10 protein-coding genes are annotated in these 13,685 nt (G+C 70.8%); 5 read left to right on the plus strand and 5 right to left on the minus strand.

Going from position 1 to position 13,685, the window contains the following annotated elements; all coding sequences use genetic code 11:
- Positions 1-85: 85 nt before the first annotated feature.
- The 3 genes from SZN_RS17085 to SZN_RS42640 all read left to right on the plus strand — a co-directional run bounded on the left by SZN_RS17085 (position 86) and on the right by SZN_RS42640 (position 3,425).
- Positions 86-784: a hypothetical protein gene (locus SZN_RS17085; RefSeq protein WP_007496615.1), complete on the plus strand. Its 699-nt coding sequence runs from the start codon at positions 86-88 to the stop codon at positions 782-784.
- 77 nt (positions 785-861) lie between these two features.
- The gene (locus SZN_RS17090) at positions 862-3,114 is read left to right on the plus strand and encodes a GmrSD restriction endonuclease domain-containing protein (protein WP_007496617.1); all 2,253 of its coding nucleotides are present in this window, start codon (positions 862-864) and stop codon (positions 3,112-3,114) included.
- Positions 3,114-3,425, plus strand: coding sequence for a hypothetical protein (locus SZN_RS42640; RefSeq protein ID WP_007496619.1), 312 nt, complete (start codon positions 3,114-3,116; stop codon positions 3,423-3,425). Before SZN_RS17090 ends, SZN_RS42640 begins: the two co-directional genes overlap by 1 nt.
- 44 nt (positions 3,426-3,469) lie before the next feature.
- Here SZN_RS42640 and SZN_RS38740 read toward each other — a convergent pair whose 3' ends face one another.
- The 3 genes from SZN_RS38740 to SZN_RS17110 form a co-directional block, all read right to left on the minus strand.
- The gene (locus SZN_RS38740; protein ID WP_244313374.1) at positions 3,470-4,231 is read right to left on the minus strand and encodes a ComF family protein; all 762 of its coding nucleotides are present in this window, start codon (positions 4,229-4,231) and stop codon (positions 3,470-3,472) included.
- Positions 4,228-5,193, minus strand: a complete 966-nt coding sequence (locus tag SZN_RS17105) for a DNA-processing protein DprA (protein ID WP_007496623.1) — start codon at positions 5,191-5,193, stop codon at positions 4,228-4,230. Before SZN_RS17105 ends, SZN_RS38740 begins: the two co-directional genes overlap by 4 nt.
- Before the next feature lie 141 nt (positions 5,194-5,334).
- Positions 5,335-5,808 carry an ATP-binding protein gene (locus tag SZN_RS17110; protein ID WP_007496626.1) on the minus strand — a complete coding sequence of 158 codons (474 nt, stop codon included), beginning with the start codon at positions 5,806-5,808 and terminating at the stop codon, positions 5,335-5,337.
- Between the two features lie 162 nt (positions 5,809-5,970).
- Here SZN_RS17110 and SZN_RS17115 point away from each other — a divergent pair, with 162 nt between their 5' ends.
- Both SZN_RS17115 and SZN_RS17120 read left to right on the plus strand, forming a co-directional pair.
- Entirely contained in the window at positions 5,971-6,846 is an 876-nt protein-coding gene (locus SZN_RS17115; RefSeq protein WP_007496628.1) for a helix-turn-helix domain-containing protein, read from the plus strand.
- On the plus strand, positions 6,843-7,043 hold the full coding sequence (locus tag SZN_RS17120) for a DUF397 domain-containing protein (protein ID WP_007496629.1): 201 nt from the start codon (positions 6,843-6,845) through the stop codon (positions 7,041-7,043). Before SZN_RS17115 ends, SZN_RS17120 begins: the two co-directional genes overlap by 4 nt.
- A gap of 24 nt (positions 7,044-7,067) precedes the next feature.
- On the opposite strand, the gene SZN_RS17125 is transcribed toward SZN_RS17120, so the two are convergent.
- Positions 7,068-11,222: an Eco57I restriction-modification methylase domain-containing protein gene (locus SZN_RS17125; RefSeq protein WP_007496631.1), complete on the minus strand. Its 4,155-nt coding sequence runs from the start codon at positions 11,220-11,222 to the stop codon at positions 7,068-7,070.
- A partial coding sequence (locus tag SZN_RS43185; protein ID WP_043731257.1) for a helicase-related protein occupies positions 11,219-13,685 on the minus strand: 2,467 nt, incomplete at its 5' end. The genes SZN_RS17125 and SZN_RS43185, both read right to left, overlap by 4 nt.

A 13,685-nucleotide genomic window follows, 5' to 3' on the forward strand; every position in this document is an offset into this window, starting at 1 on the left:
CGACTGAGTTCACGAACCTCCGTGATCCGTCGCAGGAGTTGCCGCACGACACAGGGGCATCGCGAGCGCGGGGGTTGTTGGGGAGATGACACTGCTGGAACCGGACACGGACGGCCAACTCGCCCTGGAGGACGTCTGCGTGGACCTCTTCGATCTGGCCGGCGACCCTCTGGACGCGGCCGTGGCCCGGCTGAAGGCGGGCGTGAAGCCGACCGCCGAGGACATCGCCCTGCTCGCCGAGGCGGCCCGTACCGCGCAGCGCGCCTTCAAGGAGATCGGCGCGGCGAACGACGTACTCGACGACGCCTCGGACCTGGGCGAGGACCTGACGACCGCACTCGCGGAGACCCTGCGGCGCCGGGCCCGCGCCGAGGTCCCGGCACTGCTCGGCGCCCTGCGGGCCCAGGCGGCTCGCGTCGAACGCTCCGAGGCCGTCCGTACGGTCGCGGGCCGCATCCTCGGCAACGGCGGACCAGACGAGCCGGCCGCCCTGGACTCCGTCCCCGCTCTCACCGCCGACCTGCTGCCCCGCGTGCCGTCCGTATACGACGACGAGGAGGAGCCGGGCGCGAGCCTCGCCGACCTGTGGGAGCGTCAGGAGCGTCTGGAGCGGGTTCAGGACCGGGTGCGCGAGGAGCGGGTGGAGCACGTCGCGGCGCGCCTGGTCGCACTCGCGGAGCGGATCGTCGACCGAGCTTTCACGGACGCCCGGTTCACCCGGGCGGCACTGGACGAGATGGACCGGGCTCACGCGCTGTGGTGTGCGTGCCTGGACGAGGGCTGAAGCGCCCCTGACTGTCAGTGGGAAGCCCTAAGGTCCTTCCCAGCGCTACGACCGGACCGATCACCGAGGGGGACGCCGTGCAGGCGAAGGAAACGCTGTTCGCCGATCTCGTCCAGGGTAGGGCCCAGCAGTTCCAGGTGCCGCTCTATCAGCGGACGTACTCCTGGACGGAGAAGCAGCTCAAACAGCTGTGGACCGACATCCTGGAGCAGGCCGAGTTGCTGGAGCGTGGGGAGAAGGCAAGTACGCACTTCCTGGGGTCCGTCGTCCTCGCGCCGTCACCGCAGAACGACGCGACCTTTCCCCGCTGGCTCGTCGTCGACGGCCAGCAGAGGCTGACCACGCTCTCCCTCGCGCTGGCCGCGATCCGCGACCACGTCAGGGCCACCGAGCCGGGCCAGGCCGAGCGCATCGACGAGCAGTACCTGATCAACAAGTGGCAGAGTGGCAGCGACCACTTCCGGCTGCTGCCGACCCAGGCGGACCGGCCTCACTTCGCCGCGCACGTCCGGGGCACGCCCACGGATCAGTCCACCGAAGGTACGGTCACCACGGCCTACCGGTTCTTCCAGCGCAAACTCGTCGAGGCGGCCGATGCCACGACACCTCAGGACGCTTTCCGCATCGAGCAGGCCATCACCTCCCGGCTGACGCTGGTAGCGGTGACCGCCGAGCGCGGCGACAACGTCCACCGCATCTTCCAGTCCCTCAACAACACCGGACTCAAGCTCAGTCAGGCCGACCTGCTGCGCAACTACCTGTTCATGAAGCTGCACACCCGCGGTGAGCAGGTCTACGAGACCTACTGGCTGCCGCTGCAGGACAGCCTGAGCAACGAAGAGCTGGAACAGCTCATGTGGCTGCAGCTGGTCCTCGACGGGGACGACCGGGTACGCCGCCAGGACCTGTACGCGGTCCAGCAGCAGCGCTTCGAGAACGATGGCGCCGGAGAAGCGGAGATCGAGGCGTACATCAGGGAGTTGTACCGCCGAGCCACCCTCTTCCGCCGGCTGCTGCACCCCGAGGAGGAGCCGGACGCGTCGGTCCGCGCCCACCTGCGCCGCCTGGACGCCTGGCAGGCCCAGGTCACCTACCCCGCTCTGATGCTGCTGCTGGACCGGCGCGAGCGCAGAGAGCTCGACTCGGCGGACACGGCCCGTGCGATGTCGTACATAGAGAGCTTCCTCGTGCGCCGGATGATGTGCCGGGTGCCGACGAACAACCTCAACAGGATCTTCCAGGCCATGCCGGGGCAGCTTCCTCTCGACGTGCCCGTCGCCGACGGGCTGCACCAGTTGCTCTCCGCCGACAACCGGTTCTGGCCCGACGACGAGGAGCTGCGCGAGAAGATCCAGAAAGCGCCCTTCTACCAGTTCGGGCGCTGGCACCAGCGCAAGATGGTCCTGCAGCGGCTGGAGGAGAGCTACGAGCATCCCGAGCCGGTGGACTTCGCCTCCGCCCGGCTCACCATCGAGCACGTCATGCCGCAGTCGGCCGGCGACGAATGGCTCCGGATGCTGGACGAGGACGCGGCACGGGCGGAGGACCTGCATTCCCGTCTGCAGCACACCCTCGGGAACCTGACGCTCACCGCGGTCAACTCGGAGCTCTCGAACCACCCCTTCGAGCGCAAGCAGGATCTGCTGCGGGGCAGCCACCTGGAGATGAACCGTCGCATCGCCGCTACCGAGCGCTGGGGTGCCGAGGAGATCCTGGCCCGTGCCGACGAACTCGCCGACCGCGCGATCGAGTTGTGGCCGGCTCCCCTGCACGGAGTCGGACGAGCGGAGCGCAGCAGGGACTGGGCCCTGGCCCACGAGGTGCTCGCGGCGCTCCCGCACGGCACGTGGACGTCGTACGGCGATCTCGCCGCGTTCCTCGGCTCCGGTGCCCAGGCCGTGGGCAGCCACATGGCCGGCACGCCGGGAGTGGTCAACGCGTACCGGGTGCTCACCTCCGAGGGCAAGGTCTCCGACGGCTTCCGGTGGACGTCCGAGGAAGAAGGGGGTGACGTGCGTGCCCGGCTGATCGCCGACGGCGTCCGCTTCACCGTGCACGGAGCCGCCGATCCGGCGCAGCGTCTCAGCGCCGACGACCTCGCCCTGCTGGTCGCCGAGGACGACGACCGGGCCGACGGCGAGGACGCGACGCAACGCACGCCGGACGGCGGCCAGGGCGAGGAGACGCGCGCCACCGGTTCTTCCGTCAGCTCGCGGCGGACGACTCCCCCGAGACGCTGGAAGCGGTCCGCGCGCTCTTCGCCCGCTGGGAGGGACTCGGCGGCTGGATCGGGTACGGGGCGGGTCAGGTCACGACGAGCGCGTTCCTGATGCTCGGGGAGGCGGGCGCGCCGGGCCGTGGCATCTGGCCGCTGACGCTCTACCCCGGCGGCGGGCGGGGCGGCACGGCGGAGGTGGTGTTCCAGTATCTGGCCGCACGTGACCCGTTCACCGACCGCGACCTGCGTCTCGAACTCCTCAAGCGCCTCAACGAGATCGAGGGTGTCGAGATCCCGGAGGGCAAGCTGGAGCTGCGGCCCAACTTCCGTCTGGCGCTGCTGGAGACGGACCACAACCGTGAGCTGCTCGGCGAGACCTTGGCGTGGTTCCGGGACCGCTGGGAGAAGCGGGACACCGCCTGAGCGAGCGGGTGCCGAGCCGACGGCCTGCGCCGTGCCCTCCTCTCTCACGTGTCGAAGAGTGCGCCCTGGCGGTCCGTTCCGCGCCAGGGCGCCCGGGCGAGGACGAGTCCCCGCACCTCTGCGGCGCCCGCGTCCCGCAGCAGGCGGGCGACGGCCTGCATCTGCTGGCCGGTGGTGAACAGGTCGTCGAAGAGGAGGAGGGTGCGGTCCTGTATGCGGCGCTCGATGCGGATGGCCTTGGCGTGGGCGACGGCGGCGAGGCGTTTGGCTTCGCGGTTCTTTCCGGCCGAGCGCTCGGTGTCCACGGGCTTGACCAGGACCGGGGATGCCGGGAAGGGCCAGCGGCCGGCCGCGTCCTCGACGGCGGCGGCCTTCAGGATCGTCTCGATGTGCTGGATCGGGGTGCGGCCCGTCCAGGTGGGGTTGCCGACGATTAAATCGACGTCGGCCACCCGGTCCGGGGTGCGCTCCATCCAGCCGACGACCAGGCGTCCGAAGATGGGGGCCCAGCCCCAGGCACCGTCGTACTTGAGGCGTCGGACCGCGTTCTCCAGGTCGCCCGAGAACATCGCGATGGCGTCGACGCGGCTGAAGCCCCGTTCGTCGGGCGACAGTTCGCATAACGCGTTGGAGCAGCGGCGTGCCGTGCCGAGGGCCTGGCTGCACACCTGACAGTGGGCGTCAGGGACGGGTTCCAAGGAGCGGGCCGCGCAGGTGGCACATATGGAGGCGCTGCCGCCCAGGTAGTACGGGCATCCGGCGCAGTGCGGGAACCCGAGGGGGTCCAGCCCCTCGACCCGTCTCACAGGATGGCCAGCGCGAGCTGCTGGCGCTGCTCACCCGCCTTGCGCATCTGTTCCGCTCCGGCCAACCCCTCCAGTACGTCGCTCAGCTCGTCGACCACGGTCGCGCGCCCCTCCTCCAGCATCTTCGCCGCCCACGGCTGGGCGTCGACCAGCGAGCGCAGCAGAAACGCCCGCTTGCCGTGCTCCGAGGCGGTGCGCGCCTGCATCTTCGCGCCCGAGGTACGGGAGGCCTCGATGACGACCGTGCCCTGGGTGAGGCCGCTCATCGTGACGTTGCGGCGGGGGAACGTCCAGCGGGCCGGGCCCGAGGTCGGCCAGAACTGGGAGACGACGGCCCCGCCCTCGGCGACGATCCGTGCGGCGAGGCTGCCGTTCTCCGCCGGGTACATGGGCGCGGCGATCCCCGTGCCGATCACGGCGACCGTCCGGCCGCCCGCGTCCAGGGTCGCCGTGTGGGCGGCGGTGTCGACCCCCCGGGCCAGGCCGGACGTCACCACGACCGAGTGCTCGACCAGCCCACGCGCCATCCGCGCCGCCCGCCTGCGTCCGCCCTCACTGACCTCACGCGTCCCGACGACGGCCACGGACCGGGCGTCCCGGTCCTCCAGGCTCCCCCGGACCCACAGGAACGGCGGCAGGTCGGGGATCAGGCGCAGGTTCGCCGGATAGTCGTCGTCCAGGACGGTGACCAGACGGGCACCGGTCCGCTCGGCGGCCTCCGTCTCGGCGGCCACCCGCTCCTCCTCGTCCTGGAGGGAGCCGAGCGTCGCCCCGAGCAGTTCCTCGGCCTTCACTGCCGCTTTCGACCTCTCGGGCACCCGCCCCCGGTACAGCTCGTCGAGCCCGCCCGGGCGCTGCGCGACCCTGGCCAACAGCTTCCAGTCGAGTGTCTCGCCCTCGTGCCTCAGGGCGCAGAGCAGGAGCAGGCGGTGCTGCTCGTCCGTGATCGTTGTCGTCGTCATCCTTCTACTCCGTCGTACTTGTTCGAAGGACGCAGGGCGTCTGGTTCCGGCCTCCCGGCGCGTTGCCTCAGTATGACGGGGCGGCGCGGCCCTCGGGGCCCGAACGGAAAATAGCTCGCGCGTTCTATTCTTTCCCGCATATTACTGCCGGGTCGTGGCTCCCCGCCAGACGCACTCGGCCCAGACCGTCTTCCCTCCGGGGTGGAACGGCTCGCATCCCCACGTGTCGGCGAGCGAGGCGACGAGGAGCAGGCCGCGCCCGGACTCGTCGTCCGCGTCAGGTGTCGGTGCGGGGAGACGGTCGCCTCGGGCGTCCGTGACCTCGATCCGCAGGGTGCCGGCCGTGAGGGTCAGGGCGAGGCGGGCGTGGCGGCCCCGGACGCGGCCGTGCAGGGCGGCGTTCGCGGTGAGTTCCGCGATGAGGAGGGAGGCCGTGGCTGTGGCCTCGCCCTCGTCGCCGGCCGCGACCTCCGGGCAGTCCCGCTGGTCGGCGAGCCAGCGCTCGGCGGCGTGGCGGGCGGTGTGGGCGCCGTGTCTGCTGGTGGGGAACGTGAGGCGGAAGTGGTGGGCGGTGGCGGTCGGTTCACCGGTGACGGTGACGGTTTGCTGGATCACCTCACCGAGGGTGACGGAGTGGTTCTACGGTGTGGAGGACGTGGGGCGGTACGAGGGCGACTGTCCCGGTGCGGAAGGCGGGGCGTCCGGGCGTACGGCCGTGACCTGGCCGGGCGTTCAGCGGTTCGCCCCTGGTGCAACGGAAGTGGGCGGTGGTACGGGATGGCGGCACAGGCGGGCGGTTCGGGGGCTCCCACCGGCGGCGAGGCGGACGGCACGGACGAGGTGGTCGACCTGTTCCGGGCGCTCGGGCGGCAGATCAAGGTCGCGCGGGTACGGGCCGGGATGAGCCAGAAAGAGCTGGGCGACCGGCTCGGGTACGGGGAGGAGACCGTCTCGTCCGTGGAGCGGGGGCGGCGGACGCCTCAGCCTGAACTGCTGGTCGCGGTGGATGAGTTGCTGGAGTGCGGGGGGCTGCTGGCGTCTGCTGTGGAGGATGTGGAGCGGGCCAGGTCGAGGAGGAGGGTGCGGCATCCGGAGTGGTTTCGGGATTATGCGCGGTTGGAGCGGGACGCGGTTGAGCTCCATTACTACGGCGCGCTGTCGTTGCCGGGACTGCTTCAGACCGAGGGGCACGCGCGCGCTGTCTTCACCGCCCGCAGCCCGTTGCTCGACGAGGAGACCATCGAGCAGCGGTTGACTGCCCGGCTGGCCCGACAGGAGATCCTGACACGCTGGCCGCCGCCTCTCGTGACGTTCACCGTCGAGGAGTCCGTTCTGCAACGGCCCATCGGCGGTCGGGACGTGCATCGGGAGCAGCTGAAGCGGCTGCTGGAGGTCGCCCCGCTGCGAAACGTAGAGCTTCAGGTGATGCCCACCGACCAGCCGGACCACCCGAGTCTGGGTGGCCCGTTCACGCTGCTCACTCCAAAGGGGAAGCCTCAAGTCGGCTACCTGGAAGTGCAGAACGTCAGCAGGCTGGTGACCGACGCCGAAGAGGTACGTATCCTTGCCGCGCGCTACGGCAGCATCCGCGCCCAGGCCCTCACTCCACGAGAGTCCCTGGCCCTGATCGAAAGGTTGCTGGGAGATCGATGAAAAGCGAACAGCCCACACAGCTCAGCTGGTTCAAGAGCACATACAGCAGCGGCGAAGGCGGCGAGTGCGTCGAGGTCGCCGCCAACGGGACGGCCGTCCGCATACGGGACTCCAAGGAGCGGGGCGGCCCACAGCTCGCGTTCACGCGGGGCGCGTGGGCCGGGTTCGTCGCGGACCTCGGGCGGGACGGGTTTTGACCCACCTGCCCGAGGCTGCGGCGCTCAGGCCGCGTGTCGCGGGCCCTTGCCCGGCGGCGGGTCGAGTACGGTTCGGTACTCGTCGCCGGTGACTCGGGCCTCTTCCATGCGGTCGTAGAGGTCGAGGATGAGGTCCTTGGTGCGGTAGGCGCCGCCGCGGGCGGCCTCGTCCTCGCGCTTCACCACGGGGAAGGTGTCCATGACGTACTCCACGTCCGCCTTGCTGACCCCGTAGAGGTGGAACAGCGCTGCGTCCAGCTCCACGCGCAGCAGCTCCCGGCGTCCCTCGTCCCACCTGAACGGGGCTCCCTCGTAGCCAAGGTCTTCGGCGAAGTCGGCCATGTCCCGGCTGGTGTAGGCGAGTTCCACCACACGAGCGGTGAACCACTCCGCCCCGCCTGGCACCGCGCGGAAGTCGGCGAGCCGCGGAACCGGGAGTTGGTAGAGGTAGCCGTACGTCAGGTGCGTTCCGGCGATCTTCTGCCGGATCACGTAGTCGAAGAGGAACGACGACATGCACGCCTGGAGCAGCGCAGCCGACTCGGCGTCCTCCGGGAACATGAGCGGGTTGGTGTGCCCGACGCCGTAAGGCGGGAGCACGGTCGCCATGGTCGTCCGGGTGTCAGTGGAGCGGGCGATGTCCCGCCACCCCAACAGCCACCCGTTCCACCACTTCCGCTCCGCCAGCCGCGTCTCCACCCCCGCCCACATGATCCGGTTCCCGTTCTTGTCCCGCTTCCCCGAGTCCACGTCGAACTCCGGCACCCAGTACCGGGGCAGCGGTGCGAAGTCGGGGTCGCCGTGCTGTTCCGGCGTCACGCGCGGGAGGGTGCCGACGTTGGCCTGGGCCTGGGTCTGGCCCTCGTACGTGCCGAGGCGGTGGTCGAAGTGGTGGAGCATCTTCGCCTCGTAGAGCGGGAGATAGCGGCGCGTCCTCCCCTCTTCGTCGATGCGCGTGAAGACGTTGCCGGTCAACTGCCAGCCTTCGTCGGCCAGTTCCTGCTTGCCCTTGAACAGGTGGGAGTCGTTGGACATGTGGAACATGGCCATGAACGTCAGACCCCACGGGTTGGTCCCACCCCAGCCGTTCTCGTCCGGCTCCTTCATCAGCACCGGGACTCGGCGATAGATCCCGAGGGTGATCTCCGCATCCCGCCGGGTGCGGAACACCGGAAGCGTGCCCGTGTTGGGGTTGACCAGCAGGATCTCCTCCGGAGGCATGGCGAACCGCCGGCCGTCCAGGTCCTCCATGTACCGGGTGCTGAAGGCGAAGGACGCCTCGTCGACGCGCGCGCCGACGCCAGTGACGGTGAACAGAGAGAAACGCACCGAGTGGTGCACGTCCCGGCTGAGGATGAACGCCTCGTTCTCGAAGTCCAGGAACGACACGAGGCGCGCCGTACGCACCAGGTCTGAGAAGAACGGTGCCGTCGTCGCGTCGGTGGCGATGCCGGTCGGCAGGACCAGGCCCAGCCGCCCGGTCGGCGCGATGCCCAGGGAGGCGGCCTCGGCGAAGACGGCGTACGTGTTGACGTCGCCGCGTCCGGCCAGCGGGAAGCGGCCCGAGTCGCGCAGCAGATGGCTGACGCCCTCGGAGAGGCGGCGCGCGTCGATGAACTCGGTGTGCAGCGTATGGTCCGTCTCCTCCTCGCTCTCGGCCAGCGCGTCGATCATGCGCTCGCGGGCCGCCTTGTTCGCGGCGCCCGCGATCTTCTCGTCACGGGTGGCGAAGAACTCCTGTTCCTGGAGCTTGACCCGCTCCCACGGCGGATTCCCCAGCACACAACTGAACCCACCCTTCCACCCGGTCCGCTCGTCCACCCCCGGCGCCTTCGCATCCGCCGGAACCCGGAACACCTCCGGGAACTCCAGGTGCCAGTGGAAGAACCGGTACTCCTCCCGGAGCCGTACGACCTCCTCCACCGTGCCGCCCGGCAGGCTCGCGCCGCCGTCCTCGGAGTGCAGGGTGAGCAGGGACTGCGTGGTCAGCGCGGGCGGTGTCGCCGTCTTCGTCTTCTTCCAGACGAACGCCGCGCACCACGCGTCGGCCAGCTCCAGGGCCCGGATGTAGTCCGGGGAGGTGGTCAACTCGCGGTACGCCTTGGCCTGGTTTCGGACGTCCTCCAGTTCCTGCGAGTCCGTCCCGGTGATCGCCGAGACCGTCTCGCCGAACGCCGAGTTGGACTCGGCCAGCACCTCCTCCTCCGCGAACAGGGCGTCCTGGTTCGCCCCGTGGCGCAGCGCGATCTTCCACGCGGTCCGCTCCGCCGCGTTGCGCTTCTTCAGGTCGGTGACGTGCTTCGGCTCGTCGCCCTCCAGCGGCTTGAACGCGTCGTCGGGCAGGCCCTCGGCCAGCAGCTTCGGCGTGGTGCCCAGGAGGCCGTTGCCGTGCTTGATGTGGGCGTCGAGGAAGGTGAGCGGCCGGCCCGGCCTCATCGCCTCGATCCACAACGACACCTTGGCCAGCTCCACGGCCATCTCGTTGAGGTCAACGCCGTACACGCACCGCGCGATGACGTCCCGCAGCGCGTGCCGTACGTCTTCGGCGCTCGGCTCGGGGTCGTCGGTGCGGATCTCGGCGAGGCGGCGGGCGATACGGCGGGCGGCGGCGACCAGGAAGTGGCCGGAGCCGCAGGCGGGGTCGCACACCGTCAGGGCGAGCAGCGCGTCCTCGCGCTCCTTCTGCGTCGTACCGGACTTCACGGCCTGGTCAATGACCGGGTCGAGGGTGGAGTCGAGGAGGCAGTCGATGAGGGGGGATGGGGTGTAGTAGGAGCCGGAGGTCTTGCGGTCGTTGCCGTCCAGCTTGGCCAGGACGTACTCGTTGCCCTCGCCGAGGCGCGGCTCCAGTTCGAGCAGTGACTCGTAGACCGAGCCGAGCTCGTCGGCGCCGAGGTGGCGGTAGTCGACCTTGCGGGGGCGGCCCAGCTTGGCGTCGTACACCTCGGACAGGGCGCGTACGGCCTCGTACAGGGACTGGTTGGCCAGGCTGAGGCCGTCCAGGATCGCGTCCGTGGCGGTGGGCTCGAACAGGCCGCCCAGCGCCGGGAGGCCGAGTTCGGGACGGCCGCCCGGCGTGCCGAGACCCTCGATGACCAGACGCAACGCCTGCCACTGGTCGCCGTGCAGGGTGCCGGTGCGGCGGGCGACGCGGCGCAGGCGGGCCGTGGAGAAGTACTTCTCGTACGTGTCGCAGGCCTGCTCGGTGGCGTCCGGGTGCAGGAGCAGGTCGCGGTCCTCGGTGACGAAGAGGAACAGCAGGCGGTAGGCGAGGCGGAGCAGGGCCGGGTGGAGGTCGTCGCGGACGTTCTTGTCGCGGGTGGTGCGCAGGGCGTCGCGCAGGTCGGCGTTGTCGGGGTGGGCGATCAGGCCCGTGCCGATCACGGTCAGGGCCTTCTCGACGCCCTTGCGGAGTTCCTTCAGGGCGCGGGTGCCGCTGTCGATGGCCTCGGTGCGCCACTTCTCCAGCAGGCAGGTCGCGGCCGGCTCGCCCTCGGCGCGGGGCTCGAAGCGGGTGCGGTGCAGCAGGCGCCACAGGAGGACGAAGTCGTCGGAGCGGTCGCCGTCGAAGATCGCCCGGAGGTCGAACTCGATGAACGCGGCGCCGGTGAGGGAGGCGGACTCGCGCAGCAGGCGCAGCTGGCGGCCGTTGGAGAGGACGCCCCAGAGGGTGGAGTCCGCCGAGCGGTTGAGGTACTCCTGCACCATCGACTGGGGGGCCTGCTTGGCCAGTTCGGTGGTGCGCGTGTCGAGGGGGACGTTCCAGCCGGTGAGGTGGACGGGGACGTGCGCCCAGTGGTGGCTGACCTCGAAGTCCTTCTCGCCGTCGTGGGAGGGCAGGCCGGGCGCGGGGACGGGGGTGAGGGCGCCGAAGCCGAGCTGCTCGAACAGGGGCAGCAGCCAGCGTTCGGTGGTTACCCCGACCGCGTGCACGCCGGGGTCGGCGTCGGCGCCGTCGCGGGCCAGGGCGTCCTGGTAGGCGGCCCACACGCCGCGCAGGTAGCCCCAGGAGCGCTCGGCGGCGTCCCGTACCGAGTCACCCTTGGCGTACAGGCGGTAGTCGGCGGGCTTGGAGCCGGTCTGCTCCTTGCCCTCCTTGATGCGGACCAGGAGGTCGTACGGCAGGAGGCCGCCGACGGTGGCGACGGAGTCGGTGACGAGGGTCCTGGCGGTACTCATGCGCCCACTCCCTGGGGGAACGTCGGGGCCGGACGGTAGTGGTACACGCCCAGGATGTCCGGGTCGCCCTGGGGGACGACCTTCAGGCCCGCGAGACGGGCGCGGGAGGCGGTGCGGACCCTGCGGTGCGATGCCTCCAGGGTGCGGCCCAACTCAGCCGACTGGTCCCGCAGTTCGGGCATGATCGCGGGAAGGGCGGCCAGGATCTCGGCGATGTTCTCGGTGGCGAACGTGGGGTCGGTGTTCTGGGTGGCGCGGGCGTCGAGGAGAGCCAGCGCCTCGTCCTCCGGCAGCCAGTCGGGGGCGTCGGGCCTGCCCCGGTAGGCGACCACGCGGGCGTCCTCGGCGAGTTGCTCGCGCACCGAGCCGTCACGGGCCGGCAGGTTCAGCTGGAAGCGGTGGCGCACCAGCAGGAGCGTGGTGTTCCGCTCCACGGCCTTCGTACGGACGACTCCGCAGCGGCGGGCCGGGCGCTGCCACTCTGGGACCTTGCCGGCGTCGTCGAGAGCCGCGTCCAGCACGAAGCGGGCGACGGCGGCGACCACCGGGTCGGTGCGGGTGAGGGCGGCCTCGCCGCGCGGGGCGCTGGGGGCGTCGTGGAAGACGACCGGGCGGGGGTGGCGGGGGCCGAGCGCGTGCGCGATGGTGTCGCGCAGGCCCTGCGGGAGGGCGTCGGTGTGCGCGGTGAAGCCGCCCTGCTTCGTCGCGGCGGGCATACCGCGCAGGGCGCCCAGGGCGCGGCGGGTGAAGTCCCGTACCTCCTCGCCGGTGCCGAGCGCGGCAAGAATCTCGTCGACCTCGGCGGCCACCTCGTCCTTCTTGATGGTGAGCTGGGCGTAGCGGGAGCGGTGGCGTTTCTCCCGGTGGGCGGAGGACTGCCAGGCGATCTCCAGCTGCTCGGCCACCTCCTCCTGCGCGAACAGCCCCTCCTGCTCGTACGGCGACCGCTCACCGCGCAGGATCAGTCCCTCGAAGACGGCCTGCATGGCGCTCTCTGACTCCTGCGGCACGGGCACGGAGATGCCGGTGACCCGGCGGATGCGCTCGTGCTTGCGGAGCAGGACGTTGAGGACGATGCCGTCGACGGGGTTGTCGGCGCCGTACAGGGTGAGCGCCTTGACGACGTCGGTGCGCTGGCCGAAGCGGTCCACGCGGCCCTCGCGCTGCTCGTGGCGGGTCGGGTTCCACGCGAGGTCGTAGTGGACGACGGCGTCGAAGGACTCCTGGAGGTTGACGCCCTCGGAGAGGCAGTCGGTGGCGACCAGGACGCGGCGCTCGGGCGCGGGGTTGCCCTCCTCGTCGGTACCGCACAGCTCGGCGATGCGGGTGACCCGCTGGTCGGGCGAGAGTTCGCCGGTGACGGAGGCGACCGCGACCGGGTGTTCGGTGCCCTTCTTGTTGAGGATCTTCTTAAGGTGGTCGGCCACGTAGTCGGCGGTCGCGATGTAGCGGCAGAAGACGATGGGCCGGTAGCCCTGGTCGAGGAGGTCGGAGACGGTGGTGATCAGCTTCTTCAGCTTGGCGTCGCGGGTCGGGCCGTAGAGCTTCCTGGCCGCTTCGGCCATGGCGACCAGGCGGGCCTTCTCCTCGTCGTCGGCGTCGTCGTCGGCCTCGGTCTCGGTGCCGGTGGCCTCGGTGCCGGTGGCGTCGGTGCCGGTGGCCGCGGGACCGGCGGCCTTGGGGAGGCGGATGCCAGGTACGGCGTCCGCGGACTCGGGGGTCTCGCTGTCGGCCGGGTCGGAGACGGTGCGCTCCCCGGTGCGGTCCGCCTCGGCGGGGGTGTCCGCCTCCTCGACGCCGGCGCGCGTGTTCAGGGACTGCACGGCGGCGGCCGGGGAAGAGGACAGGGTGCGCAGCAGGGCGAGGGTGGACCACCAGCGCTGGCGCTGCTGGAGGGCGCCGTCGGCCGCGCGTACGGTCTCGCGGGCGTACGACAGGACCTCGTCGAGGAGCCTCTTGTAGTCGCGGTGCAGGGTGTAGGCGGTCTCGGCGGTGTCCCGGGAGGACGGGAAGTGCGCGCCGTCCTGGAAGTCCTCGCGGATGTCGGCGCGGCGGCGCTGCACGAAGAACTCGGCGAGCAGCCTGCGGCCCGCGTCGGTGTCGAGGGGGACGGCGGCCAGGCGGTCGTCGAGCAGGCCGATCAGGCGACGGAAAGGCTCTTCCTTACCGCTGTGCGGGGTGGCCGTGACCAGCAGGAGGTGGCGGTCGGTCCGGTCGGCGAGAGCGCGCAGCAGTGCGTACCGCCGCTGGGAGGAGCGGGCGGACGCGCCGACCGTGGTGTCGGAGACGCAAGAATGCGCCTCGTCGACGATCACCAGGTCGGGGCAGTGACGCAGGAAGTCCTCGCGGTGGCGGGGGGACTTGATGAAGTCGGTGGAGACGACGTACGCGCCGTCCGGGCGGAACACCGACTGGCCGTACGGGGTCTCGCGCTCCAGACGGCCGATCGTGGACGGCAGCACG

The organism is Streptomyces zinciresistens K42 (assembly GCF_000225525.1).
In the GTDB taxonomy this organism is placed as follows: Bacteria; Actinomycetota; Actinomycetes; order Streptomycetales; family Streptomycetaceae; genus Streptomyces; species Streptomyces zinciresistens.